This window comes from Pseudonocardia sp. DSM 110487 (assembly GCF_019468565.1).
GTDB lineage: Bacteria > Actinomycetota > Actinomycetes > Mycobacteriales > Pseudonocardiaceae > Pseudonocardia.
The window spans coordinates 8,873,673-8,896,534 of sequence record NZ_CP080521.1 but is presented as its reverse complement, the minus strand read 5'-3'; the positions used below and the strand labels follow the sequence as shown (position 1 = coordinate 8,896,534).

27 protein-coding genes are annotated in these 22,862 nt (G+C 72.4%); 15 read left to right on the top strand and 12 right to left on the bottom strand.

Going from position 1 to position 22,862, the window contains the following annotated elements; genetic code table 11:
• Nucleotides 1-2: 2 nt before the first annotated feature.
• On the top strand, nucleotides 3-509 hold the full coding sequence (locus K1T35_RS41720; RefSeq protein WP_220257183.1) for a hypothetical protein: 507 nt from the start codon (nucleotides 3-5) through the stop codon (nucleotides 507-509).
• 11 nt (nucleotides 510-520) lie between these two features.
• Here the strand turns inward: K1T35_RS41720 and rsgA are convergent, their stop codons facing one another.
• Genes rsgA through K1T35_RS41705 form a run of 3 tightly spaced genes read right to left on the bottom strand, consistent with a single transcriptional unit; the run spans nucleotide 521 to nucleotide 3,683 of the window.
• Nucleotides 521-1,519 carry a ribosome small subunit-dependent GTPase A gene (gene rsgA, locus K1T35_RS41715; RefSeq protein ID WP_220257182.1) on the bottom strand — a complete coding sequence of 333 codons (999 nt, stop codon included), beginning with the start codon at nucleotides 1,517-1,519 and terminating at the stop codon, nucleotides 521-523.
• Nucleotides 1,516-2,787, bottom strand: coding sequence for a 3-phosphoshikimate 1-carboxyvinyltransferase (gene aroA, locus K1T35_RS41710; RefSeq protein ID WP_255621282.1), 1,272 nt, complete (start codon nucleotides 2,785-2,787; stop codon nucleotides 1,516-1,518). The genes rsgA and aroA overlap by 4 nt, the downstream gene beginning before the upstream one ends.
• On the bottom strand, nucleotides 2,784-3,683 hold the full coding sequence (locus tag K1T35_RS41705) for a LysR family transcriptional regulator (RefSeq protein WP_220257180.1): 900 nt from the start codon (nucleotides 3,681-3,683) through the stop codon (nucleotides 2,784-2,786). Before K1T35_RS41705 ends, aroA begins: the two co-directional genes overlap by 4 nt.
• 62 nt (nucleotides 3,684-3,745) lie before the next feature.
• On the opposite strand from K1T35_RS41705, the gene K1T35_RS41700 reads away from it, so the two are divergent.
• Nucleotides 3,746-4,585, top strand: coding sequence for a TIGR03619 family F420-dependent LLM class oxidoreductase (locus K1T35_RS41700; protein ID WP_220257179.1), 840 nt, complete (start codon nucleotides 3,746-3,748; stop codon nucleotides 4,583-4,585).
• A 7-nt stretch (nucleotides 4,586-4,592) separates the two neighbouring features.
• Here K1T35_RS41700 and K1T35_RS41695 read toward each other — a convergent pair whose 3' ends face one another.
• The gene (locus K1T35_RS41695; protein WP_220257178.1) at nucleotides 4,593-4,961 is read right to left on the bottom strand and encodes a hypothetical protein; all 369 of its coding nucleotides are present in this window, start codon (nucleotides 4,959-4,961) and stop codon (nucleotides 4,593-4,595) included.
• 110 nt (nucleotides 4,962-5,071) lie between these two features.
• Between K1T35_RS41695 and K1T35_RS41690 the strand changes: the two genes are divergently transcribed.
• Both K1T35_RS41690 and K1T35_RS41685 read left to right on the top strand, forming a co-directional pair.
• Nucleotides 5,072-5,866, top strand: coding sequence for an SOS response-associated peptidase (locus tag K1T35_RS41690; RefSeq protein ID WP_220257177.1), 795 nt, complete (start codon nucleotides 5,072-5,074; stop codon nucleotides 5,864-5,866).
• Nucleotides 5,863-6,471, top strand: coding sequence for an alpha/beta family hydrolase (locus K1T35_RS41685; protein ID WP_255621281.1), 609 nt, complete (start codon nucleotides 5,863-5,865; stop codon nucleotides 6,469-6,471). The genes K1T35_RS41690 and K1T35_RS41685 overlap by 4 nt, the downstream gene beginning before the upstream one ends.
• A gap of 111 nt (nucleotides 6,472-6,582) precedes the next feature.
• On the opposite strand, the gene ybaK is transcribed toward K1T35_RS41685, so the two are convergent.
• Nucleotides 6,583-7,056 (bottom strand): Cys-tRNA(Pro) deacylase, encoded by a 474-nt coding sequence (gene ybaK, locus K1T35_RS41680; RefSeq protein WP_220257176.1) that lies wholly within the window; start codon nucleotides 7,054-7,056, stop codon nucleotides 6,583-6,585.
• A gap of 220 nt (nucleotides 7,057-7,276) precedes the next feature.
• Here ybaK and K1T35_RS41675 point away from each other — a divergent pair, with 220 nt between their 5' ends.
• Nucleotides 7,277-7,969 carry a sigma-70 family RNA polymerase sigma factor gene (locus K1T35_RS41675; protein WP_370645539.1) on the top strand — a complete coding sequence of 231 codons (693 nt, stop codon included), beginning with the start codon at nucleotides 7,277-7,279 and terminating at the stop codon, nucleotides 7,967-7,969.
• Complete coding sequence (gene rsrA / locus K1T35_RS41670; protein WP_220257175.1) at nucleotides 7,966-8,310, top strand: mycothiol system anti-sigma-R factor; 345 nt, start codon at nucleotides 7,966-7,968, stop codon at nucleotides 8,308-8,310. The genes K1T35_RS41675 and rsrA overlap by 4 nt, the downstream gene beginning before the upstream one ends.
• Before the next feature lie 59 nt (nucleotides 8,311-8,369).
• On the opposite strand, the gene K1T35_RS49950 is transcribed toward rsrA, so the two are convergent.
• On the bottom strand, nucleotides 8,370-8,444 hold the full coding sequence (locus tag K1T35_RS49950) for a 50S ribosomal protein bL37 (RefSeq protein ID WP_369805044.1): 75 nt from the start codon (nucleotides 8,442-8,444) through the stop codon (nucleotides 8,370-8,372).
• A gap of 89 nt (nucleotides 8,445-8,533) precedes the next feature.
• Between K1T35_RS49950 and K1T35_RS41665 the strand changes: the two genes are divergently transcribed.
• Nucleotides 8,534-10,009 carry a sensor histidine kinase gene (locus K1T35_RS41665; RefSeq protein ID WP_220257174.1) on the top strand — a complete coding sequence of 492 codons (1,476 nt, stop codon included), beginning with the start codon at nucleotides 8,534-8,536 and terminating at the stop codon, nucleotides 10,007-10,009.
• A gap of 155 nt (nucleotides 10,010-10,164) precedes the next feature.
• Here the strand turns inward: K1T35_RS41665 and K1T35_RS41660 are convergent, their stop codons facing one another.
• On the bottom strand, nucleotides 10,165-10,416 hold the full coding sequence (locus tag K1T35_RS41660; RefSeq protein ID WP_075950692.1) for a WhiB family transcriptional regulator: 252 nt from the start codon (nucleotides 10,414-10,416) through the stop codon (nucleotides 10,165-10,167).
• A gap of 541 nt (nucleotides 10,417-10,957) precedes the next feature.
• On the opposite strand from K1T35_RS41660, the gene K1T35_RS41655 reads away from it, so the two are divergent.
• Entirely contained in the window at nucleotides 10,958-11,371 is a 414-nt protein-coding gene (locus K1T35_RS41655; RefSeq protein WP_255621278.1) for a hypothetical protein, read from the top strand.
• 39 nt (nucleotides 11,372-11,410) lie between these two features.
• On the opposite strand, the gene K1T35_RS41650 is transcribed toward K1T35_RS41655, so the two are convergent.
• From K1T35_RS41650 to sodN, 3 genes are all read right to left on the bottom strand, one after another.
• A complete protein-coding gene (locus K1T35_RS41650; protein WP_370645538.1) occupies nucleotides 11,411-11,887 on the bottom strand; it encodes an N-acetyltransferase family protein in 477 nt (158 codons plus the stop codon).
• Nucleotides 11,888-11,889: 2 nt separating this feature from the next.
• The gene (locus tag K1T35_RS41645; RefSeq protein ID WP_220257172.1) at nucleotides 11,890-12,483 is read right to left on the bottom strand and encodes an acid phosphatase; all 594 of its coding nucleotides are present in this window, start codon (nucleotides 12,481-12,483) and stop codon (nucleotides 11,890-11,892) included.
• 172 nt (nucleotides 12,484-12,655) lie between these two features.
• Nucleotides 12,656-13,066, bottom strand: coding sequence for a superoxide dismutase, Ni (gene sodN / locus K1T35_RS41640; protein WP_220263185.1), 411 nt, complete (start codon nucleotides 13,064-13,066; stop codon nucleotides 12,656-12,658).
• A gap of 36 nt (nucleotides 13,067-13,102) precedes the next feature.
• On the opposite strand from sodN, the gene K1T35_RS41635 reads away from it, so the two are divergent.
• The 7 genes from K1T35_RS41635 (at nucleotide 13,103) to K1T35_RS41605 (ending at nucleotide 21,146) form a co-directional block, all read left to right on the top strand.
• Nucleotides 13,103-13,462, top strand: coding sequence for a S26 family signal peptidase (locus tag K1T35_RS41635; RefSeq protein ID WP_255621276.1), 360 nt, complete (start codon nucleotides 13,103-13,105; stop codon nucleotides 13,460-13,462).
• Nucleotides 13,463-13,761: 299 nt separating this feature from the next.
• Complete coding sequence (locus K1T35_RS41630) at nucleotides 13,762-14,907, top strand: NADP-dependent malic enzyme (protein WP_220263183.1); 1,146 nt, start codon at nucleotides 13,762-13,764, stop codon at nucleotides 14,905-14,907.
• Between the two features lie 176 nt (nucleotides 14,908-15,083).
• A complete protein-coding gene (locus tag K1T35_RS41625) occupies nucleotides 15,084-17,645 on the top strand; it encodes a bifunctional diguanylate cyclase/phosphodiesterase (RefSeq protein ID WP_255621275.1) in 2,562 nt (853 codons plus the stop codon).
• Nucleotides 17,646-17,750: 105 nt separating this feature from the next.
• A complete protein-coding gene (locus K1T35_RS41620) occupies nucleotides 17,751-18,848 on the top strand; it encodes an ABC transporter ATP-binding protein (protein WP_220257171.1) in 1,098 nt (365 codons plus the stop codon).
• Nucleotides 18,845-19,501 carry an ABC transporter permease gene (locus K1T35_RS41615; RefSeq protein WP_220257170.1) on the top strand — a complete coding sequence of 219 codons (657 nt, stop codon included), beginning with the start codon at nucleotides 18,845-18,847 and terminating at the stop codon, nucleotides 19,499-19,501. Before K1T35_RS41620 ends, K1T35_RS41615 begins: the two co-directional genes overlap by 4 nt.
• Nucleotides 19,498-20,220, top strand: a complete 723-nt coding sequence (locus tag K1T35_RS41610; protein WP_220257169.1) for an ABC transporter permease — start codon at nucleotides 19,498-19,500, stop codon at nucleotides 20,218-20,220. Before K1T35_RS41615 ends, K1T35_RS41610 begins: the two co-directional genes overlap by 4 nt.
• Nucleotides 20,217-21,146, top strand: coding sequence for an ABC transporter substrate-binding protein (locus K1T35_RS41605; RefSeq protein ID WP_220257168.1), 930 nt, complete (start codon nucleotides 20,217-20,219; stop codon nucleotides 21,144-21,146). Before K1T35_RS41610 ends, K1T35_RS41605 begins: the two co-directional genes overlap by 4 nt.
• Nucleotides 21,147-21,179: 33 nt before the next feature.
• Here the strand turns inward: K1T35_RS41605 and K1T35_RS41600 are convergent, their stop codons facing one another.
• Together K1T35_RS41600 and K1T35_RS41595 are read right to left on the bottom strand one after the other, a co-directional pair.
• The gene (locus tag K1T35_RS41600; RefSeq protein ID WP_220257167.1) at nucleotides 21,180-21,725 is read right to left on the bottom strand and encodes a hypothetical protein; all 546 of its coding nucleotides are present in this window, start codon (nucleotides 21,723-21,725) and stop codon (nucleotides 21,180-21,182) included.
• A gap of 150 nt (nucleotides 21,726-21,875) precedes the next feature.
• On the bottom strand, nucleotides 21,876-22,799 hold the full coding sequence (locus K1T35_RS41595) for an SDR family oxidoreductase (protein WP_220257166.1): 924 nt from the start codon (nucleotides 22,797-22,799) through the stop codon (nucleotides 21,876-21,878).
• Nucleotides 22,800-22,862: the final 63 nt, after the last annotated feature.

Genomic DNA, 22,862 nt, shown 5'->3' with positions numbered 1-22,862 from the left:
TCATGAGGGTATACGTCCCGGCCACGTGGCCGATGCTGCGGACACTGGTGAAGACCGGGGTGCTCGACCCGATCGGTGGCACCGCGTTCGCCCTCACACCCGCCCTGCGTGAGGCCTACACGAGCGGCGACGACGAGGAGCTCGAGTACGCGGCCATGAGCCATGCGGCTCGGGCCTCGCTGCGGCTGCTCTCGATCGAGTTCGGGCTCGGCGAGGACGCCACACCCGCCCGGCGGGTGGTGGTGTCCGCCGACGTCGACGTGACGCTGCGCCCCGACCTCGACGACGGCGCCGTGCGGATCTCGGGCGCCGTGCCGTTCGAGGCGATCGCGGCCGTCCACGTCGACACCGAGGAGGCAGAGTACGCGGTACGCGAGGCCTCGGGTGCGGTCGACGCCGCCGACCTCGGTGATCTCGACGCCGAGTTCCTCGTCGGCGAGGCGGAGGACCACGACCTGGCCTGGTACGACCCCTCTGAGGTCGCGTTCCTCGTGGAGGGCCAGGCCTGAGACCGGGAAGGTCAGCGGAGGGCCACGAGGACCCTGCGCAGCGCGGCGAGCCGTCCGGGGCGCAGCTTGCCCTCCTCGACGAGCGTGTCGAGGGCGCACTCCGGGTCGGCGGGCGGGCCGAAGTGGCCGCACCCGCGGGGGCAGTCCTCGATCGCCTCCGCTAGGTCGTCGAACGCGGCCGGTACGTCGTCCGGGGTGACGTGGGCGAGCCCGAACGAGCGCACTCCCGGGGTGTCGACCACCCAGCCGGCGCCGAGCTCAGCGGGCAAGGGGAGCGCGAGCGCTGCTGTGGTGGTGTGCCGGCCCTTGCCCACGGCCGACACCGCTCCTACGGCCCGTGCGGCGTCCGGGACGAGCACGTTGACCAGCGTCGACTTGCCGACCCCCGAATGGCCGACGAGCGCCGAGACGCGGCCGCCGAGCACCTCCGCGAGCGCGGTGGGCTCGTGGTCGCGACGGGTGACGACGACCGGGAGGTCCAGTTCCCGGTACTGCGCGGCGAACGGCTCCGGATCGGCGAGGTCGGCCTTGGTCAGGCAGAGCACGGGTGCGAGCCCGCCCGCGTACGCGGCCACGAGGCAGCGGTCGACGAAGCCGGTGCGCGGCGGCGGGTCCGCGATCGACGTGACGATCACCAGCTGCTCGGCGTTGGCCACGACCATCCGCTCGTACGGGTCGGTGTCGTCGGCGGTGCGTCGCAGCACCGTGCGCCGCTCCTCGACACGCACGATCCGGGCGATCCTGTCGACGGCCCCGGAGACGTCGCCGACCAGGCCCACGCGGTCGCCGACGACGATGGGAGTGCGGCCGAGCTCGCGGGCCCGCATCGCGACGACGGGGGGCCGCGCCGCGTCGCCGTCGAGCGCGCAGGTCCAGCGCCCGCGGTCGACGGTGGTGACCATCGCCTCCATCGCGTCGGCGTGCTCGGGGCGGCGCTTGCTGCGCGGCCGCGAGCCCCGGCGCCCCGGCCGGACCCGGACGTCGGACTCGTCGTACTCGCGGGCCTTCACGCCAGCAGTGCCGCCCACCGGGCCGGGAAGTCGGGGATGGTCTTGTCCGTGCAGCCGATGTCGTCGATCGCGACGCCCGGCACGACGAGTCCGACCAGCGCGCCGGCCGTGGCCATGCGGTGGTCGGCGTAGGCGCCCCACGGGCGGTCGCCCGCCGTGAGCGGGGCGGGCCGGATCTCCAGGCCGTCCGGGGTCTCGGTGATGTCACCGCCGAGCGCGGCCAGCTCGGTGGCGAGGGCGGCCAGCCGGTCGGTCTCGTGGCCACGGATGTGGGCGACGCCGCGGATCCGCGACGGCCCGGCCGCGACTGCGGCCACCGCGGCGACCGTGGGTGTGAGCTCGCTGGCGTCGTGCAGGTCGATGTCAACGCCCGTGAGCTGCGCGGGCCCGCGCACGGTCATCCCGTCGGGGCCGGGCGTGACCGTGCAGCCCGCCTGCTCGAGCACGGAGAGGATCTCGGTACCCGGCTGTGTGGAACCGGTTGGCCAGCCGGCGACCGTGACCTCGCCAGCGGTCATGGCCGCGGCGGCGAGGAACACCGCGGCGTTGGACAGGTCCGGCTCCACCACCCAGTCGCGGGCCGCGATCGGGCCGGGAGACACGCGCCACGTGTTCGGCTCCGCGTCGTCGATGTCGACCCCGGCCTCCCTGAGCATCGCCACCGTCATCTCGATGTGCGGCAGCGACGGCACCGGCTTGCCGTCGTGATGGACGGTGACGCCCTTCTCGTAGCGGGCACCGGAGAGCAGCAGCCCGGACACGAACTGCGACGACGCCGACGCGTCGATCACGACGTCGCCACCGGTCAGCCCACCGGTGCCGTGCAGCACGAACGGCAACTGCGAGCCGTCGATCCGGGCGCCGAGCGCGCGCAGCGCGTCCAGCACGGTGTCCATCGGGCGCTCGCGGGCTCGCGGGTCGCCGTCGAACGTGACCGGGCCGTCGGCGAGCGCAGCCGCGGGCGGCACGAACCGCATCACGGTGCCGGCGAGGCCGCAGTCGACGCTGCCGCCGCCAAGCGGGCCCTCGTGGCCCGCGAACTCGACGCGCTCGCCGTCGACATCGATCGGCACGCCGAGGGCCCGCAGCGCCCCCACCATCAGTGCGGTGTCGCGGGACGCGGGGGCCCCTGAGACGGTGGCCCGTCCCCCGGAGAGCGCGGCGAGCAGCAGCGCGCGGTTGGTCACGGACTTGGAGCCCGGCACGCTCACCCGGCCGCGAACGGGCGCGGCGGCGTGCGGGGCGGGCCAGGCCGGGGTCGTGGTCACCCCGCCATGATTCCGCATGGCGCCAGTGGCGGGCTCGCGCAGTGGAAACACGCGTCGGTGACGACCCGCACGGCGGCTCTGTGGTCGCCGGACCGCCACACGACGGCGAGCCGTGCGGGCGGCAGGTCGATGACCGGGCGGTGCACCACGTCCTCGCGCTGATGGATCGAGCAGCTGCCGGCTGGCTGCAGGAGCACGCCCTCCCCGGCGGCGACGATCTCGTACGCCTCGTCGGACGTGGTGGCCTCGGCCGCGATCGACGGCGAGGACGTGCGGTGGTCCAGTGCGAGCCAGAAGTCGCGCATCGGCCCTGCCGACGCCGGCAGCGCGACGAAGGGCTCGTCGGCGATGTCGGCGAACCGCAGGCTCGACCGCCCGGCAAGCCGATGGCCTGCCGGGAGGGCAACGCCGCGGTCCTCGGTGGCGATCGGCCTTGTCGAGAGGCCGGACGGCACCGGGAGCCATGCGAGCGCGGCGTCGACGGTGCCCGCGGTCAGCCCGACCGCCGGGTCGCCCCACGGGATCTGCCGGAACTGCAGCCGCCATCCCGGCAGCCGCTGCTGCATCGTCGCCGTGATCGTGGGGACCAGCCCGCGCCCGATCCGGGAGTGGAAGCCCACCGTGAGCGTGCGGCCCGCCAGCCGGACGTCCTCGGCGGCGGCCTCCCACTCCGCGACGATGGCGCGTGCCCTCGGCAGGAACGCGGCGCCCGCCGCGGTGAGTCCCACCATGCGGTGGCCGCGGGTGAACAGCTCGGCGCGCAGCTGCGCCTCCAGCTGCCGGACCTGCTTGGAGAGCGCGGGCTGGGAGACGAACAACCGCTCCGCGGCTCGCGTGAAGCTGAGCTCCTCGGCGACGGCGAGGAAGTAGCGCACGTCCTGCACGCGCACGTTCATGCCCACAGGTTATGGAAGCGGGTCTTGGACGCCGCCCGGTACGCCGTCGCAGGGTGGGGATCATGCAGCTGGGTGTGAACGGATTGGGCGCGAAGGCGGCGCTCGCGCCGGCGGTGACCGCGCGGCTCGCCGCGCTCGTCGAGGACCTCGGGTACACGTCGTGGTGGGCGGGCGACCACGTCGTGCTGCCCAGCCCGCGCACGCCGGACACCCCGATGGACCCGCGGGACCCGATCCTCGACCCGCTCGTGCACCTGACCTACGTCGCCGCGTTGACCCGCCGCGTCGAACTGGGCACCGGGATCGTGATCCTGCCGCAGCGCAACCCGCTCGTCCTCGCCAAGCAGGCCGCGAGCCTGGACGTGCTGAGCGGCGGTCGGCTGCTACTCGGCGTCGGAGCGGGCTATCTCGAGCCGGAGATGACCGCGGTCGGTGTGCCGTTCGCGGACCGAGGCAGGCGCACCGACGAGCACATCGACGCGATGGTCCAGCTGTGGACCGCGGAGCGGCCGCACATGGACGGCCGGTACGTGCGGTTCGTCGACGTCGACGCCCATCCCCGGCCGGTGCGCGACGGCGGGCCGCGGATCGTCGTCGGCGGGCACAGCGATGCCGCGTTCCGCCGCGCGCTCACCCGTGCACACGGCTGGTTCGGCGTCGGCACGCCCGACGAGCTGGCGGCGAACCTCGCCCGCCTCGAGCGGGTGGCAGGCGACGTCGAGCGGCCCGCCCGGCTCGGGCGCCTGGAGATCACGGCGATGCAGCTGCAGCCCGTCGACGAGGCGATCGCCGACCGGTTCGCCGAACTCGGCGCGGACCGGCTGCTGGTCTACCCGCTCCCGCTCGAGGATCCCGACGACATCGCCCGGTTCCTGGAGCGGCACGCGCGGCTGGCGCGCTGAGTGGGGGTCAGCCCTGGTCGTCCTTGTTGTTCTGGTCCGGGAGCACGGCGAGGAGCTGCGCCATTCCGGTGCGCAGCATTCCGAAGCCCCGCTGCATCTCGGAGCGGAGCGCCCCGATCTCGTCCTGCTGTTCCGACCGGAGTGCCCTGATCTCGTCCTGCTGCTCCAGCTGGGTCTCGCGGAGCGCGTTCAGGGTCTGGGTGTGTGCGCGCAGCAGCGTCTTCACATCCGACACGTCGCGGTCGGCCCCACCGGCGAGCACGCGGGCGGCAGCGGCGTCGGCGCGGGAGATCTCCACGCCGTCCTTCAGCCGCAGGACCTCGTGCTCGAGATCTCTGACGCGGGCTTCGAGATCGCCGTTGGCCGGATCGGGCATGCGTCGAGGGTATCCGGCGGACCCCGGCTCGCGGGCCCATTTCGCGATGACCGCGACGGATCCGGAGACCAGCGGACGCCGGATCGTGGCAACGGGGGCACGATGGAGGCATGTGCGGCCGATACGCCTCGATCAAGGCTCCCGCGGACCTCGCCGACGAGTTCCGCGCCGTCGACGCAACCGACGGCGCGGCGCAGGCGGACTACAACGTCGCGCCCACCAAACAGATCATCACGGTGGTCGAGCGGCACCCGCGCGACGAGGAGGGCACCCCCGACCCGGATCGCACCGAGCGCACGCTGCGGATGGTGCGCTGGGGCCTGGTTCCGTACTGGGCGAAGGACCCGAAAGGTGGTGGCCGCATGATCAACGCGCGGTCGGAGTCGGTGGCCACGAAGCCCGCGTTCCGCCGCGCGTTCAACGCCCGCCGCTGCCTGATCCCGGCCGACGGATGGTTCGAGTGGCAGCGGGGCCCCGAGCACAAGCAGCCCTACTACACGCACTACGCCGACGGCGGCTCGCTCGCCATGGCGGGGCTGTGGGAGTACTGGAAGCCCAAGGACGACCCGGACAACGAGTACCCGGACGGGCTGGTCACGGCCACCGTGCTCACCACGGACGCCGTCGGTCCGCTCGCGCAGATCCACGACCGCATGCCGCTGGTGCTGCCTCGCGAGGCATGGGACGCATGGCTCGATCCGGACCGGCGCGCCGACGACGACGCGGTCGCGTCGCTGGTCACGCCGCCCTCGCTCGAGCTCGTCGAGCGGTTGGAGCTGCGGCCGGTGTCGGCGCTCGTCAACAGCGTCCGCAACAACGGCCCGCAGCTGCTCGAGGCCCTTCCGCCCGAGGAGGTGCGGGAGCCGATCCAGCTGGACCTGCTGTCGGGGCCGAACCCGAAGTGAACGAGGGCGCCATCACCGAGGTCCCCACCCCGCACGGCCCGGCCCGCATCACCCGCCGCGACGCCGAGGCGGCCGCGCGGGGTCGGCTGCTGCTCGGCCACGGCGCCGGAGGCGGGGTGGGCGCACCCGACCTGCTCGTCGCCGCTGGGGCCGCTCTCGCGCTCGGCGTGCACGTCGTGCTCGTCGAGCAGCCGTACCGGGTGGCGGGCAGGCGAGCCCCTGCGCCCGCAGCACAGCTCGACGCGGCCTGGCTCGCGGTGGTGGAGCACGTCAACGACGGCCTGCCGCTCGTGGTCGGTGGGCGCAGCTCCGGCGCACGGGTGGCCTGTCGCACGGCCACGGCGGCGGACGCCGCTGGCGTGCTGTGCCTCGCGTTCCCGGTGCACCCGCCTGGCAAGCCGGAGAAGGACCGGCTGCCCGAGCTGGCCCAACCGACCGTGCCGATCCTCGTGGTGCAGGGGCTGACCGACCCGTTCGGCCGGCCCGAGCCTGCGCCGGGCCGCGACGTGGTGCTGCTGAAAGGCGACCACAGCCTGAAATCCGACGCGCCCGGCCTACGGCAGGCGGTGACGTCCTGGCTGGGGGAGCTGCTGCCGCGGCCCTAGAGGCTGGCCGCCGTGCAGACCGCCGTGTCACGGTGCACGCGTTCGGCCGTGTGCACGGTCACGGCACGGTGTGCACCGCCTGCCGGGTCCTCGGTGCCACCCCGCCGACGCTCATGTGGCGATCGGGGCCACTGTCGCTCCGCACAGGCGGACCAGGTCGGTGGGTGCCAGCTCGATCTCCAGCCCGCGACGGCCGCCGCTGCAGAACACCGTCTCCCAGCGCTGCGCCGAGGCGTCGACGACGGTGGTGAGGCGCTTGCGCTGGCCCAAGGGAGAGATACCGCCTGCCACGTAGCCGGTGGCGCGCTCGGCCGCCGCCACGTCGGCCATGCGGGCCCGCTTCCCGCCCACGGCTCCGGCGAGTGCCTTCAGATCGAGCGTGGCGGAGACCGGCACGACGCTGACGGTGAGCGCGCCGTCGACCTCGGCGACGAGCGTCTTGAACACCCGCTCCGGGTCGAGCCCCAGCCGCTCGGCGGCCTCGGGGCCGTACGCCTGCCCCGCGCCGTGGTCGTAGGTGTGCACCTGGTGGGTGATCTGCTGCTTCGCCAGCAGTGCCGTCGCCGGGGTGCCCTTGCCTGCCACGCGCCGACCTTAGAACAGTGGTTGCACCGGGAATCACCGGCCACTGCCGGGTGTTGACGCAGCCGTGACACAGGCAGTGATGGACGGTCCGCGCACCGGCCGCGTGCGTCGGGCGGGCTCGGCTCGGCCAGGCGGCGTACCCTCGAAGCGTCACGCGGTCGCCACGGGGGTGACCGTTCCCGAGGTCGCCGTGTGGGCGACCCGGCGCGAGAGGAGCGCGGTGCCCGGCACCGAGCAAACGGCCGATGCCGTCGAGACCCAGCTCGACGACAGCACGGCCGATGAGAACGCAGGCGATGGTCAGCAGGCGGGCGGGTTCGACGAGACCGCCGAGGAGCGCGCGGCTCGCTTCGAGCGCGACGCCATGCCGCTGATCGACCAGCTGTACGGCGCTGCGCTGCGGATGACGCGAAACCCGTCCGACGCCGAGGATCTGGTACAGGAGACGTACCTCAAGGCGTACTCCGCGTTCCGGACCTTCCGAGCGGGCACCAACCTGAAGGCCTGGCTGTACCGGATCCTCACCAACACCTACATCAACGGCTACCGGAAGCGGCAGCGCCAGCCGGTGCAGTCTCCCACCGAGGAGATCACCGACTGGCAGATCGCCCAGGCGGGGGAGCACACCTCCCAGGGTCTCCCGTCGGCCGAGATGGAGGCGCTCGACCGGCTCCCGGACAACGACGTGAAGGCCGCGTTGCAGCAGCTTCCCGACGACTTCCGGATGGCGGTGTACCTCGCCGACGTCGAGGGCTTCGCCTACAAGGAGATCGCTGACATCATGGGCACCCCCATCGGCACCGTGATGTCCCGGCTGCACCGGGGCAGGCGGCAGCTGCGGGACATGCTCACCGGCACCGCCCGTGAACGTGGGTTCCTGCGGGGACGGCAGGAGGAGGGGGTCTCCTCATGAGTTGCGGTAACCATCACGACACCGACTGCTCCGAGGTGCTCGCGGAGGTGTGGCTCTTCCTCGACCACGAGTGCGACGACGGCCGGCGCAGGTTGCTCGCGCAGCACCTGGACGAGTGCGAGCCGTGCCTGTCGGAGTACGGCATCGACGAGAAGTTGAAGCGGCTGCTGGCCGCGAAGTGTGGTGGCGAGCACGCTCCGCCGGAGCTGAAGGACCGGCTCCGGCAGCAGATCCGGGTGGCGGTGCTGGAGCAGGCCGAGGTCACGGTGGAAGAGGGCCCCGAAGGCACCAGGACGACCACCGTCGAGGTGCGCAGCACGCGCGTCGAGCAGCGCGGCTAGCGGTCGGACCGCTAGCCCGCGGGGACGACGCGCGGCGCGCCGCCCCCGCGGCCGAGGTGTCAGGTGTTCGGCTTCTTGCCGTGGTTCGCGCCCTTCTTGTTGCGGTCGCGGCGCTTGCGTGCACGCTTGGACATGGTCGACCCTCCTCAGCTTCGTCCGGGGAATGCCTCGATCCTCCCACGTGGTTTCATGGAGCCGAGTACTGACCGGGAGGCTGCGTCGGGTGTCGACCCTTTCTGAGCTGCTCGCCGAGCACACCGAGATGCGCGGCGACGCGGTCGAGCACCTCCAACGCGTCGTCGCCGAGTGGCAGCTGCTGGCGGACATGTCGTTCGCCGACTTCCTGCTGTGGATCCCCCTCGCAGGCACCGCCGAGTTCCTCTGCGTGGCGCAGGCCAGGCCCACCACGGCGCCCACCGCGCACCCCGAGGACATCGTGGCGGCCCGGATCCCGGCCGCCGACAGCCCGCAGCTGCGGCGCGCGGTCGTCGAGGGGCGCATCTGCCGCGAGGAGAATCCCCGCTGGCACCTGGAGGTGCCGGTGCGGCGCGAGACGATCCCGGTGCGGTACGGCCGCTCGGTGATCGCCGTGCTCTCCCGCGACACCAACCTCGCCATGCCGCGGGTGCCCAGCCCCCTGGAGATCGCCTACCTCGGCAGCGCGTCCGACCTCTGCCAGATGGTGGCCGACGGCACCTTCCCTCCCACCGCGGAGGTCGTGGGTGCCGTCAGCAGCCCGCGGGCGGGCGACGGCCTGATCCGGCTGGACGCGCACGGGCTCGTGGCGTACGTCAGCCCCAACGCGCTCTCGGCGTACCACCGCATGGGCCACGCGAGCGACCTCGTCGGCGTCGTGCTCGCGGACACCATGCGGGAGCTGGTGCACGACCCGTTCGACGCGGCCGAGGTGGCCGCCCGGATCGACGGCGCGCTCGACGGCAAGCACTCCTTGCGGATGGAGGTCCGCGCGCGGGGAGCGGTCATGTTGGTGCGCGCGATGCCGCTGCGGCCGCGTGGCGACGCCGCGGGCGCGCTGGTGCTGGTGCGCGACGTCACCGACCTGCGCCGCCGGGACATGGCTCTGCTGTCGAAGGACGCGACGATCCGGGAGATCCACCACCGGGTCAAGAACAACCTGCAGACGGTGGCGGCGCTGCTGCGCCTGCAGGCCCGCCGCACGGCAATCCCCGAGGCCCGTATCGCGCTCGCCGAGAGCGTGCGGCGGGTGAACTCGATCGCGCTGGTGCACGAGGCGCTGTCGGTATCGGTCGCCGAGCGGGTGGATCTCGACGAGCTCGTCGACAAGGTGCTCCCGGCGATCGGCGACGGCGCCACGGCTGAGTCACGGGCCAAGGTGCGCCGGGAGGGCAGCTTCGGCACGCTCCCGGCCGCGCTGGCCACCCCGCTGGTGCTGGTGCTCACCGAGCTGGTGCACAACGCACTCGCCCACGCCTTCGCCCCCGGCCGGACGGGCGAGGTCGTGGTGTCGGCGAACCGGGAGGGCGGCGAGCTGGAGGTCGTGGTCGGCGACGACGGGCGCGGGCTCCCCGAGGGAATGGATCTGGAGCGATCCACCGGCCTGGGCCTGCAGATCGTGCGCACCCTCGTCGACTCGGAACTCGGTTCTGCGCTGGAGGTGCGGCCCCGCCCGGGAGGCGGAACGGAGGCCGTCATCAAGCTCTCGTTGAGGGGGCGCTAGCCTTCTGCGGGAGGTCGCTGGTCCTGCGGGCGTGGTCGCGCCGCCCGGACCGTCGGCCCCCTCCGGAGCAGCCCCCGCGTGCGCCCGGTGGTAACGACCGCGGGCCCGGAGCCGGGTGCAGTCCGGCTTCGGGCCCGCGGTGGGGAAGGAGGGTTTCAGGCAGTACGTGCCCGCGTGCGCGCGTTGCGCCGCTTCAGCGCCCGCCGCTCGTCCTCGCTCATGCCGCCCCAGACGCCTGCATCCTGGCCGCTCTCGAGGGCCCAGGTGAGGCACTCGGTGACCACGGGGCAGCGCCGGCAGACGGTCTTGGCCTCGGCAATCTGCAGCAGCGCAGGACCGCTGGTCCCCACGGGGAAGAACAGCTCGGGGTCCTCGTCGCGGCAGATTGCGCGGTGACGCCAATCCATTGGTCTTCGGCTCCTTGTGCTTGCGCGATCGGGGTCGCGCCGATCGTCTGTCACGGTCTTGTGGACGCGCTTGTGAAGGATTTCACGAGCGCGCTCGATCTTCAAGGGTCAAGGTCCACCCGGGTGAGCACTCTCACCCACTCAACGCAACGAGCACCGGCACTGACGGTTACTGCGCCTGTACTGCCTGCCCTGTGTTGCCGCGCTGAGCGATCAACCTCGAACCGCCCACCGGGCCCGGTTACCCGAGCTCGGCCAGACCATGCGAGAAGTCCCACTCGCGATCACTCGCTTGTCCGTGACTACCATGGGCCAACGTTTCCCCAGGTGCGAGCCCTTATCGGCTCGACGGTCCGCGAGCATCGGTGAGTGGCCCTCGATCGTCACTCGAGCGGGTGATCGGCGGGCTTCGCTGCGGCGAGCTGCGTTCCTCGCACGACGACGCGTAGCGCGCCGGACACGGCCAGGAGTCGCAATTCGCAGACGCCGCGTTACCCAACCGCGCGGAGGTCCCGGGCATTCCCGGCCTATCCTCGGGACCGTGAGCTCGGAGCAAGCGCCCCGCCAGGTGCGGCTGGCCGGCGTGCTCGTCGGGATACAGGGCCTGCTGGCGCTGGGCTTCGCGGTCGCGCTCGTCGTGCGCGCGTCGACCGTCGATGGCGCGGGTCTCCTGGTACGCGACATCGTCGGCGAGGCCGGCTACTTCGTCGTCATCGGGGCCGCGCTCGCCGCCGTCGGGCTCGGGTTGGTGGCCGGTCGTCGCTGGGCCCGTACCCCGGCCATCGTCACGCAGTTGCTGCTTCTTCCCGTCGTCTACACGCTGATCGGGCCGTCCCAGCAGCTGCTGCTCGGCATCGTGGCAGGGGTGTACGTCGTTGCCACCTTCCTGCTGCTGATCAGCGAGGCATCGCGCAACTGGTCGATGGGGCTCGACGAGCTCCGGCCTCAGGGATAGAGCAGGGCGTCGCGGTCGACTGCGTCGAGGCGCCCCGCCTCAGCCTTCCGCGGTCTTCGCGAACGCCGTGAGCGCTTCGCCGTCGAGCCGGAAGGTCGTCCACTCGTCCATCGGCACGGCGCCCAGCGCCCGGTAGAAGCCGATCGACGGCTCGTTCCAGTCCAGTACCTGCCACTCGAGGCGGGCGTAGCCCCGCTCGGCGCAGACGGCGGCGAGCTCGGCCAGCAGCGCCCTGCCCAGCCCGCTGCCGCGGTGGGACGGCCGGACGAACAGGTCCTCGAGGTAGATCCCGGGCACGCCGCGCCATGTCGAGAAGTTCCGGAACCAGATCGCGCAGCCGACGACCTCGCCCGCAACCTCGGCGACGTGACAGCGCGCCACGGCTTCCGGTCCGAACAGGGCGGCGTGCAGCTGGTCCTCGGTGAGCGTGCACAGCTCGGGGCTGCGCTCGTACTCGGCGAGTTCGTGGACGAGGCCGACGACGGCCGGAACGTCGTCCGCGCGTGCTTCCCGGATCGTCACTGCCGTCCCTTCGGGGTCAGGTTGACGTGGTCGAGGCGTGGCACACCGCGCTCGTGACCGAGCACCGCCCACGAGGGCGCCTCCATGGCGAACCGGACGCCCTCGGTGGCAGCCAGCCCGATCCAGCGGGCCACGAGGACGCGGCTGAAGTGGCCGTGCCCGACGAGCACGACGTCGCCGCGCTCGAGGGCCTCCGCGGTGCGCGCGATCACGCCGTCGGCCCGCCTTGCGACCTCGTCGGCGGTCTCCCCGCCCGGGCACGGATGCGTCCAGACCGTCCAGCCGGGCACGGTCTCGCGGATCTCGGCGGTGGTGCGGCCCTCGTACTCGCCGTAGTCCCACTCGGCGAGCCGCTCGTCGACGTCGTCGACGCGGAACCCGGCGAGCCGCGCGGTGTCGCGGGCGCGGCCGCGCGGGCTGGTGAGCACGAGCGCGGGTGGCTCGGCCTGCAGGCCCGCGACGAGCCGCCCCGCCGCGGCCGCGAGCTCCCGGCCCCGCTCCGTGAGCGGGACATCGGTGCGGCCGGTGTGTTTGCCGGAGAGCGACCACTCGGTCTCGCCGTGGCGCAGCAGGAACACGCGGCCGGTCATGGCAACGACCCTAGTCAGTGTCCCCGCGCATGATCGTCGTGCCGGTGCATCGCCGGCCGTATGCGACCGCCCGTGCACCCGAGTGGTGATCATGTCCCGGGTCGGCAACGAGAAACGGCGCTGACCAACGGGAGGTCGTTCCCGCTGGTCAGCGCCGCTTTCGAGGCCTGGATCAGGCCGCAGCCTTGGTCTCCCAGAAGATCTTGTCGATCTGGGAGATGTAGTCGAGCAGCTCCTGGCCGGTGGCCGGGTCCGTGGACGCCTTGGCGCCGCCGGGGCCGCCACCTGCCTTCTTGGTTGCCTTGTTGAACAGCTCGTGCAGCTCCGGGTACTTCTCGAAGTGCGGCGGCTTGAAGTAGTCGGTCCACAGCACCCAGAGGTGATGCTTGACCAGGTCCGCGCGCTGCTCCTTGATCTCGAGCGCCCGCGAGCGGAACTCCGGGTCCTCGTTGGCCTGGTACTTCTCCTGGATCGCCTTCACCGACTCGGCCTCGATCCGGGCCTGCGCCGGGTCGTACACGCCGCAGGGGAGGTCGCAGTGCGCGGTGGCCTCCAGCCGCGGGCGGAGAATGCGGGCGAGCAGCCGCATGGGTCCTCCCTGGATGGTGATCGTTCTGGCGTGTCCGACACTACTCCCGGCGTCGGGGCACAGCAGCGTGATGAGGGGGTGGTCGTGCGCTGGCGAAGGGTGGCCGTGAGGGGGCCGTCGATGTCGCCGACGGTGCGGGACGGGGACGTGGTGCTCGTGCGGTTCGGGGCGCGGGTGCGGGCGGGGGACGTCGTGCTGGTGCGCTGGGCGGCGCGGCCGGAGCAGCTCTCGGTGAAGCGGGCCGCGCGGCCAGCGGAGGACGGCTGGTGGGTGCTCGGCGACAACGACCACGGCTCGACCGACTCCCGCACGCTTGGTCCCGCCATGGTGCTGGCCGTCGTGCTGTGCCGGCTGTGGCCCCGCCCCCGGCGGTTCCGCGGCCGCACCTGACCCACGCCTTTCCGACGAGCGGCGCGTTCGTCGGTACCTATCCGACGAACGCGCCGTTCGTCGGAAAAAGGGCGTGAGACGTGCGCCGCCCGGAGGGTGAGCGCCTCCCGTAAGATCGCGGCAATACCCGACTGCCCATTCGCCGGGCTCGCCGCGACATCCCGCGGCTGCTCGGCGCTCGGCCGTCCGGCAGCGGTCGCGGACCCGCGACCCCCGGTGCACGGCGAGAGCGCGCCCCTGTCGGCGCCCCCTGAGCACCACGAGGAAGTAGACCTGTGACGATCGTTCCCGAACGGACCATGCCCACCCGCGAGGAGATCTTCGCCGCGCACGGTGGCGGCAAACTCGGCACCGCGCTCACCGCCCCGCTGGAGAACGCGCGCGACCTCGCCGTCGCCTACACGCCCGGCGTCGCCGAGGTCAGCCGCGCCATCGCAGCCGACCCGGGCCTCGCCGCCCGCTACACCTGGACCAACCGCCTCGTCGCCGTCGTGAGCGACGGCACGGCCGTCCTCGGGCTCGGCGACATCGGCCCGCGCGCCGCGCTGCCCGTCATGGAGGGCAAGTCCGCGCTGTTCAAGGCGTTCGCGGACCTCGACTCGATCCCGCTCGTGCTCGACACCACCGACGTCGAGGAGATCGTCGAGACGCTCGTGCGGTTGCGTCCGAGCTTCGGCGCGGTGAACCTCGAGGACGTCGCGGCGCCGCGGTGCTTCGAGCTGGAGCGGCGGCTCGTCGAGGCGCTCGACTGCCCCGTCATGCACGACGACCAGCACGGCACCGCGATCGTGCTGCTCGCCGCGCTGCGCGGCGCCTGCGCGGTGCAGGGCCGCCCGCTCGACGGGCTGCGCGTCGTCATCTCGGGAGCGGGGGCGGCGGGCGTCGCCTGCGCCCGGATCCTGCTCGCCGCGGGGGTGCGTGACGTCGTCGTCCTCGACTCGCGCGGCGTGCTCGACGCAGCGCGCGGCGGGGAGAAGGCCGCACTGGCGGCCGTCACCAACCCGCGCGGTGTGACCGGTGGCCTCGCTGCGGCGCTCGAGGGCGCCGACGTGTTCGTGGGTCTGTCGAGCGCGAAGCTGCCCGAGGAGATGCTGGCCCGGATGGCACACGAGGCGATCGTCTTCGCGCTCTCCAACCCCGACCCCGAGATCCACCCGGACGTCGCGAGGCGCCACGCGGCCATCGTGGCCACCGGTCGCAGCGACTTCCCGAACCAGATCAACAACGTGCTCGCGTTCCCCGGCGTGTTCCGCGGGGCGCTCGACGCGGGGGCACGGCGTATCACGGAGGAGATGAAGCTCGCGGCTGCGGAGGCCATCTTCTCGGTTGCGAGCGACGAGCTCTCGGCCGATGCGATCGTGCCGAGCCCGTTCGACCCGCGTGTCGCCCTAGCCGTTTCGTCAGCTGTCGCCGCCGCTTCGTCCGACTCGGCCGTTACGCCCTGATCGCCCTTCGGCCTGCACGTTTGCTCCGTTGGTGATCATGGCCGTCACTCTGCGTGCAGGCCGGGCCGTTCACTCACTCGGGGTGGTGTAGCCGGATCGAGCAGTTCGGCCAAATCGTGTGGCCGCCGGCGTCGTTGTAGCGAAGGGTATCGACGCAGCGACGCTGGGAGACGCACGTGAGAGAGCTCGGACACCGCCTCGGCGACGGCCCGGTGGTCGAGCCGCCGACCGAGCCGCACGGTGCGTCCGAGGCCGTCCTACGGGCGGATCTGCACCGCGAGCAGCGTGCCGTGCTCGGTGCCGAGGTGCATCCGGAGGCGGCGCTGTTCGCCTCCCGGCTGGCGCGTGCGGTCGCGGAGGCTCCCGATCGGGACCGGGTGTCGGGTGTGGCGGGCTCGGTCCCGCTCCCCGCGGAGCCTGCGCTCCTCCACGACGGCGACGGCAGGGTCGTCCGTGCCAACGACGCGCTCGCGGCCATGGCAGGGGCCGCGGATCCGAGGGCCCTCGTCGGTGCCCGCATGCACCGGCTGCTCGTCGGCGCCGAGCCGGACGCGCAGCTGGTGCGCGCGGACGGGAGCAGGCTGCCCGTCCGCGTGGTGCGCTGGCCGCTGCCCGGCATCGACCTGACCGCCGTCGTGATCGTCGAGCGTCCCGAGGTGGTGGTCGATCCGGTCTGGGCCGTCGAGCTGGAGCGGCTGGCCCGCATCGGGACGTGGTCCTTCGACCTGGCGACGTCAGCCCTGGAACGCAGCGGCACCCTGGACGAGCTGTACCGGTCGGTCGGGGTGGATCCGGACGGTGGCGGCTGCCAGCCCATCGAGGGGGAGCAGGTGGCCGCATTGTGCGAGGAGCTGCGCGCCGGCAACCCCGCCGCCGATCACCACGTCGAGCTCCAGCTGCCGGGCGACCGGATGCTGAGCTGCCGGGCCCAGGTGGAGCGCGGCCATGACGGCACACCGCTGCGGCTGATCGGCGTCGTGCACGACCTGAGCGCGGAGCGGGTCGCCCGGTTCCGGGTGGAGCGCTCCGGCCGCCGGTTCGCCGACCTCATGGCACTCGTGCCCGGCGGGGTCGCGCTGCTCGACCCGGCGGGCCGCGTCGTGGACGCCAACGAGGGCATGTGCACGCTGCTGGGCGTCCCGCTCGAACGGTTGCGGGGCACGGCGGCCACCGCACTGTCCGCCGACGATGCGTCGCTCGACGGCGCGACGCTCCCGGAGTGGCTGCGCGCGGTGCCCACTGGCGCGCGTCACGGCTACCGCGTCGACAGCGCCCCGCTGCGCCGCGCGGACGGCACGACGGTGTGGTGCGAGCTGGCAGTCTCCGCGACCGCGGCCGACGACGGCGGCTTCCTGTGGCTGGTGACCTGCGCCGACGTCTCCGACCGCCGGCTGGCCGCCGAGCTGCTGCGCAGCGCGGGCACGGTGGACGAGCTCACCCGCCTTCCCAACCGGGCCGCTGGGCTCGAGCTCGTCGATCGCCTGCTGGCCGGGCCCGGCCGCGACCGCGTCGCCGTCGTGTGCGGCGACCTCGACGACTTCGCGCGCGTCAACTCCTCGCTCGGCCACGACGCGGGCGACGACCTGCTCGTGTCGCTCGCCGCCCGCCTGCAGCGCGAGCTGCCGTTCGGCTGCACGGCGGCGCGGCTGGGCGCCGACGAGTTCGTCGTGATCTGCGCCGACCACGCCGAGGTCGGCGGCCCCGACCTGCTCGCGCGGACCGTCGCGGACCTGCTGCGCACCACGATCACCGTGTGCGGCCGCCCGGTGCAGATGACGGCGACGGTCGGGCTCGCCACGCCGGTGCCGACCGGCGAGGTGCGCGCTGCTGACCTGCTGCGTTTCGCGGAGGCCGCCATGCACGACGCCAAGCGCCGGCAGGCGCGGGGCGGCATCGGGATCGCCACCGACGGGGTGGTCAGCTCCGCCACCAAGGCGCTGGAGCTGGAGGCGGAGCTGCGCGCGGCGATCGCCACCGACGGCCTCGTGCTCGACTACCAGCCGGTGGTGGGCCCGGACGGCACCGTGGTGTCGGCAGAGGCGCTCGTCCGCTGGCCGCACCCGGAACGCGGGTTGATCCCGCCCAACGACTTCCTGCCGGTCGCGCAGCGCAGCGGGCTCCTGCGCGAGCTGGACCTCTGGGTGCTGCGCGCCGCCACCCGGGAGGCGGCCGCATGGCCCGCTCACCGCGGCCGCCGCAGCGCGGTCGCGGTGAACCTGGCCGGGCTGCTGCCAGGCGACGCCGGGTTCCTCTCCGCGGTGACCGACGCCGTCTCGGAGGCGGGGCTCGAGTGGGACCGGCTCGTGCTCGAGCTCGTCGAGACCAGCCTCGTCGCCCTCCCGCCGCACGCGCTGGCCGCCATGGCCGAGCTCACCGAGCGCGGCGTCCGGTTCGCGGTGGACGACTTCGGCACCGGCTACTCCTCGCTCGCCCGGCTCAAGGAGCTCCCCGCGCAGACCGTGAAGGTCGACCGCGCCTTCGTCACGGGCATCGCAGACGACCCGGCCGACTTCGCCGTCGCGCGCGCCGTCGTGGACATGGCGCGGGCCATGGGCCGCACCACGGTGGCCGAGGGCGTGGAGACCGCGGAGCAGTTCCACGTGCTGCGTGGCATCGGCGTGGACGCGTACCAGGGCTGGCTCTTCTCGCGGCCGCTGCGGTCCGCCGGGGTGCGGGACATCCTCGCCCGCGGGAGGCTCGCCACGCCCGCATCCGCGGGGCGCTTGATCCAGGCTTGATCACGGCGAGCTCACGAACGGTTCGCGGTTGTCGGTCGCTCGGGATAGCCTCCCTGCGATGCGGCGACCGGCAAGGGGTCGTCGGCGAACACGGAGGTCCCTCGGATGATCGAGTTCCGGGGCGTGACCAAGCGCTTCCCCGACGGCACCGTTGCGGTCGACAACCTCGACCTCGTCGTCGAGGCCGGTGGGATCACGGTCTTCGTCGGGCCGTCCGGCTGTGGCAAGACCACGTCCCTGCGCATGATCAACCGCATGATCGAGCCCACGGGGGGCACGATCCTCGTCGACGGGCGCGACATTGCCGCCACCGACGCCGCCGAGCTGCGCCGCGGCATCGGCTACGTCATCCAGCAGGCAGGGCTCTTCCCGCACCGCACCATCCTCGACAACATCGCCACGGTCCCGCTGCTGCTCGGCTGGAGCAAGGCGAAGGCCCGCTCGCGCGCCGCGGAGCTGATGGAGATCGTCGGGCTCGCGTCGGAGATGGCCGGGCGCTACCCGGCGCAGCTGTCGGGCGGGCAGCAGCAGCGTGTCGGCGTGGCCCGCGCGCTGGCCGCCGACCCGCCGATCCTGCTGATGGACGAGCCTTTCAGCGCCGTCGACCCGGTGGTGCGCGAGAGCCTGCAGGACGAGCTCCTGCGCCTGCAGTCCGAGCTGGGCAAGACCATCGTGTTCGTCACCCACGACATCGACGAGGCCATCAAGCTGGGCGACAAGGTCGCCGTGCTGCGCGTCGGCGGCGTCCTGGCCCAGTACGACGCGCCGGGCCAGATCCTCGCCCGCCCGGTCGACGACTTCGTCGACAACTTCGTCGGCCGCGACCGCGGCTACCGCGGTCTCGGCTTCCTGTCGTCCGACGCCATCCCGCTCGGCGAGCTGCCCACCGTCGCCATCGGGGCACCGGTGCCCGACGAGGACTCCTGGGTGCTCGTCGTCGACGCCGAGCAGCACCCCCAGGGATGGCTCAACGGCGCGGAGCGCAACGGGGCCACCGTCGTCGAGGCCGAGCACCTGGTGCCCGGTGGGTCGCTCTACGACATCGGGAGCGGGTCGCTGCGCAGCGCGCTGGACGCGGCGTTGTCCTCGCCGTCGGGGGTCGGGGTCGCCATCGACGGCAACGGCGCGGTGGTGGGCTCCGTCACCGCGAACGACGTACTCGCGGTCGTGGACGCGGCCCGGGAGCACGAGGCGGCCGCGTGATCTGGAGCTGGATCCCAGGCAACGCCGACCGGATCCTCTCGCTCACGGTCGAGCACCTGCGGTTGGCGCTCATCCCGGTGCTGGTGGGGCTGGTGCTGTCCGTTCCGCTCGGCTGGCTGGCCAACCGGTACCCGCTCGCCCGGGCCGTGCTCGTGCCGGCCGCGGGTGTGCTCTACACGATCCCGTCGCTCACGCTGTTCGTCGTGCTGCCCGGCATCCTGGGCACCAGGATCCTGTCCGAGATCAACATCATCGTCGCGCTCACCATCTACACCGTCGCGCTGCTCGTGCGCACCATCGCCGACGCGCTCGCCGCCGTGCCCGGTCTCGTGATCGCCGCGGCCACCGCGATGGGCTACCGGCAGGCGCGCCGGTTCCTCGACATCGAGCTACCCCTTGCCATCCCGGTGCTCATCGCCGGCCTGCGCGTCGCGACGGTGTCGAGCATCAGCCTGGTCAGCGTCGGCGCGCTCATCGGAGTCGGAGGGCTGGGCGAGTTCTTCACCGAGGGTTTCCAGCTGCAGTTCCCAACCGAGATCATCGTCGGCGTCGCGCTCACCGTGCTCCTCGCGCTGGCGGGCGATGCGGTGCTGCTCGTGATCGGCCGGATCCTCACGCCCTGGAACCGGCACGCGGCAGGAGGCGCGACGTGAACCTCTTCGTCGAGGTCGTGCAGTGGTTCGGCGACGCGTCCAACTGGTCGGGCACGAGGGGCGTGCCCTCCCGGCTGGCCGACCACCTCGCCTACACGGTGCAGGCCCTCCTCATCGCCGCGGTGATCGCCGTCCCGATCGGCGCCGTGATCGGGCACACCGGGCGGGGCGGCTTCTTCGTCGTCGGCACGGCCAACGGGCTGCGTGCGCTCCCCGAGCTCGGCCTGCTCACGCTGCTGGTGATGGTCGTCGGGATCGGAGTGCTGCCGCTCACCATCGCGCTGGTCATCCTGGCCGTTCCGCCGCTGCTCGCGGGCACCTACGCCGGGGTGCGCAACACCGACCCCGCCGTGATCGACGCCGCGCGCGGCATGGGCATGCGGGAGCATGAGGTGCTCGCCAAGGTCGAGCTGCCGATCGCCGTTCCACTGATCCTCGGCGGTCTGCGCACCGCCACCTTGCAGGTGATCGCCACCGCCACGATCGGCGCCTACATCGGCCTCAGCGGCCTGGGGCGCTTCCTGATCGACGGCCTCGCCCGCAACGACTACACGGAGATGGCCGCGGGCGCCGTACTGGTGGCAGTCCTCGCACTGGTCGTCGAGGGGCTGCTCGGCGCACTGCAGCGATTGATCGTCTCACCGGGTCTGCGCACAGCGCAGGCCCGCCGAAGGGCACCCCGACAGGCCCCCGTCGTCGCCGGAGGAATCGCATCATGAAACGCACGCTCGTCGCGCTGACCGGCCTGCTCGCCCTCGGTCTCACCGCCTGTGGAGGCGGTGGCGACCCGCTCGCCGGCGGCCAGTCCGGCGCACCTGCGGCCGGGCCCCCCGCGGCCGCCGACGTCATCAAGGTCGGGTCGGCGAACTTCACCGAGAGCCGGCTGCTGGCGGAGATCTACTCGCAGGCCCTCGAGGCGAAGGGCGTCAAGGTCGAGCGCTCGTTCGGGATCGGCAGCCGGGAGGTCTACTTCCCGGCGCTGCAGGACGGCTCGATCGACCTGATCCCGGAGTACACGGGCAACCTCCTGCAGGAGATCGACCCGCAGGCCACGGTCACCGCGTCCGACCAGGTGTACCAGGAGCTCACCGCGAAGCTCCCCGATCCGCTCATCGTGCTCGACCAGTCCGCGGCGGAGGACAAGGACGCGGTGGTCATCACACAGGAGACGGCTCAGCGGTACAACGCCCGCTCGATCGCTGATCTCGCCCCACACTGCGGCGAGATCGTGTTCGGCGGCCCGCCGGAGTTCGCCGAGCGGCCGTACGGCCTGCCCGGGATCGAGCGGCTCTACAACTGCACGTTCGCCGACTTCCGCTCCCTCGACGCGGGTGGGCCCCTCACCGTCGCCGCGCTCACAGACGGCACCATCCAGGCAGCCGACCTGTTCACCACCGACCCCACGATCGCCGACCGCGGCTGGGTGGCGCTGGAGGACCCGCAGAACAACTTCGCGGCCCAGAACGTCGTGCCGCTGGTGAACGAGTCGAAGGTGAACGACCAGGTGCGCCAGACGCTGAACGCGATCTCGGCCGCGCTCACGACCGACGCGCTCCTGCAGCTCAACCGAGAGGTTGCCAATGCTGCGGAGAACACGATGCCGGATGTGGCGAAGAATTGGCTGACCGCGAACAACCTCGGTTGACAGCGGCCAGCCATCACCGATCGCCGATCGGGGTCAACTGCGAGGAGTGCCGGGAGCCCTGCTGAACACCTGGTAGATCAGGTGCCCCGATCTTTCGGCCCGCCCCCTCACGGCCGGTCCGTCGGGAAAGCCGAGGCAGTATCTCTGCACGTCGTACGTGTATACGGCGTCTCGGGTGCCCGCCTCGATGAACCATCGATGATTGCGAGGTTCCGCGGGGATCTCGTACTCGTAGCTGGCTGTGTACGAGACCCCTTCGGTGACGTCGAACCCCACGGCGGCGGAGAGCGGGCCCGTTGGGACCTGCATCGAGACCGAGAAGCTATTGGATGCTTCGACAGTCCTCGACAAAGACAACTTCGCTGGACCACGACCTTCCACGGTCCAGTCCGGGCCATGGTCGAAGTTGTCATACGTGCCGGAGTGCCGCACGTTCGTCACTTCGTAGCTCGGCAAAGCTTCATTGCTCGGTGCGCACGGGTCGGGTGATTGCGCGGCGGCGATGCCGGTGCTCGTGAAGAGCGTGATGACAGCGCTGGCGACCGCGGCTGCGCCCCGTGCGAGGCGGCTTCTGATCATGCTGTTCCCCTGGTGGACGTGAAATTCGTGGTCAGGGCAGGACGGTCGCAGCCAAGGTCCCCATCGATGAAGGAAGAGTTCTTCCTCGCGTACTGGGCGAGCGGCACTCTCGTCCAATAGAGCCGGACGACAGCGCCCCTCGTCCCATCGTCAGCGGTAGCCCGTCACGTCCGCAGGCTTGCCTGCGTCCTGGACCTCCACCACGTAGCGCCAGGCGTCGGGGCGGGAGCCGTCGAGATCGGTGAAGCCGTACTCCTTCGCGAGGCCGCCGCTGGAGAGGCTCTGGCCCTGCCAGCGGTCGCGTTGCTCGTCGGCGGCGAGCGCGGCCACGGCGCGGCCGACGAAACGGGGGGTCTCCGAGATCGCGAAGTGCGGTTCCTTCACGCACGCGTCGCGCCAGTTCTCCTCGGTCACGCCGTACTCGTGCAGCATGATCTCCGAGCGCAGCCAGCCGGGGGTGATCGCGACGGCGGTGGCGCCGTGCGGGCCGAGTTCGTGGGCCCAGCTGCGCGCGAGCCGGATGGGCGAGATCTTGGCGAGGTCGTAGTAGGCGTTGAGCCGGTAGTGGTCGGCGTTGTACTCGGCGGTGCCGTCGGTGACCTCGACGACGAGCCCGCCCGGCCGCTTGATCAGCAGCGGGAACGCGTAGTGGGCCGTCACGAGGTGGGTGTCGATCGCGAGGCGCAGCATCCGCAGCCCGTCGGTGAGGGAGTACTCCCACACCGGCTTGTCCCACTCGGTGAGGTACTCGCCGCCCCAGATGTCGTTGACCAGCACGTCCAGGTGGCCCTGCTCGGCGTCCATGCGTGCGACCAGCCGCTCGACCTGCTCCGGGACGAGGTGATCGGTGGGCACTGCGATCCCGGTCCCGCCCGCCGCCGTCACCAGGTCGGCGGTGTCCTCGATGGTCTCCGGCCGGTCGTACTCGCTGCGCCGGTCCCGCGTGGTGCGGCCCGTGACGTACACCGTGGCGCCCGCGGCGCCCAACTCCACCGCGATTCCGCGGCCGGCACCCCGCGTCGCACCCGCGACCAACGCCACCCGCCCCGCGAGCGGCCGTTCCGTTCCAGTCATGAGGTGATCGTCGACCCCAACCCTGACAGGCAATGTCGGTGTAGCGGAGGTGTATGATTGGTG

Coding starts and splice junctions, on each gene's coding strand:
- K1T35_RS41705 (WP_220257180.1), bottom strand. CDS start 3,683: ATGAACGTGCGCGTGCAGGACGTGCGCTACTTCCTCGCCGTCGCCGAG.
- K1T35_RS41660 (WP_075950692.1), bottom strand. CDS start 10,416: ATGGATTGGCGTCACCGCGCAATCTGCCGCGACGAGGACCCCGAGCTG.
- K1T35_RS41720 (WP_220257183.1), top strand. CDS start 3: ATGAGGGTATACGTCCCGGCCACGTGGCCGATGCTGCGGACACTGGTG.
- K1T35_RS41600 (WP_220257167.1), bottom strand. CDS start 21,725: ATGATCAGAAGCCGCCTCGCACGGGGCGCAGCCGCGGTCGCCAGCGCT.
- K1T35_RS41620 (WP_220257171.1), top strand. CDS start 17,751: ATGATCGAGTTCCGGGGCGTGACCAAGCGCTTCCCCGACGGCACCGTT.
- K1T35_RS41595 (WP_220257166.1), bottom strand. CDS start 22,799: ATGACTGGAACGGAACGGCCGCTCGCGGGGCGGGTGGCGTTGGTCGCG.
- K1T35_RS41605 (WP_220257168.1), top strand. CDS start 20,217: ATGAAACGCACGCTCGTCGCGCTGACCGGCCTGCTCGCCCTCGGTCTC.
- K1T35_RS41690 (WP_220257177.1), top strand. CDS start 5,072: ATGTGCGGCCGATACGCCTCGATCAAGGCTCCCGCGGACCTCGCCGAC.
- K1T35_RS41700 (WP_220257179.1), top strand. CDS start 3,746: ATGCAGCTGGGTGTGAACGGATTGGGCGCGAAGGCGGCGCTCGCGCCG.
- rsrA (WP_220257175.1), top strand. CDS start 7,966: ATGAGTTGCGGTAACCATCACGACACCGACTGCTCCGAGGTGCTCGCG.
- K1T35_RS41630 (WP_220263183.1), top strand. CDS start 13,762: ATGCCCACCCGCGAGGAGATCTTCGCCGCGCACGGTGGCGGCAAACTC.
- K1T35_RS41695 (WP_220257178.1), bottom strand. CDS start 4,961: ATGCCCGATCCGGCCAACGGCGATCTCGAAGCCCGCGTCAGAGATCTC.
- K1T35_RS41645 (WP_220257172.1), bottom strand. CDS start 12,483: ATGACCGGCCGCGTGTTCCTGCTGCGCCACGGCGAGACCGAGTGGTCG.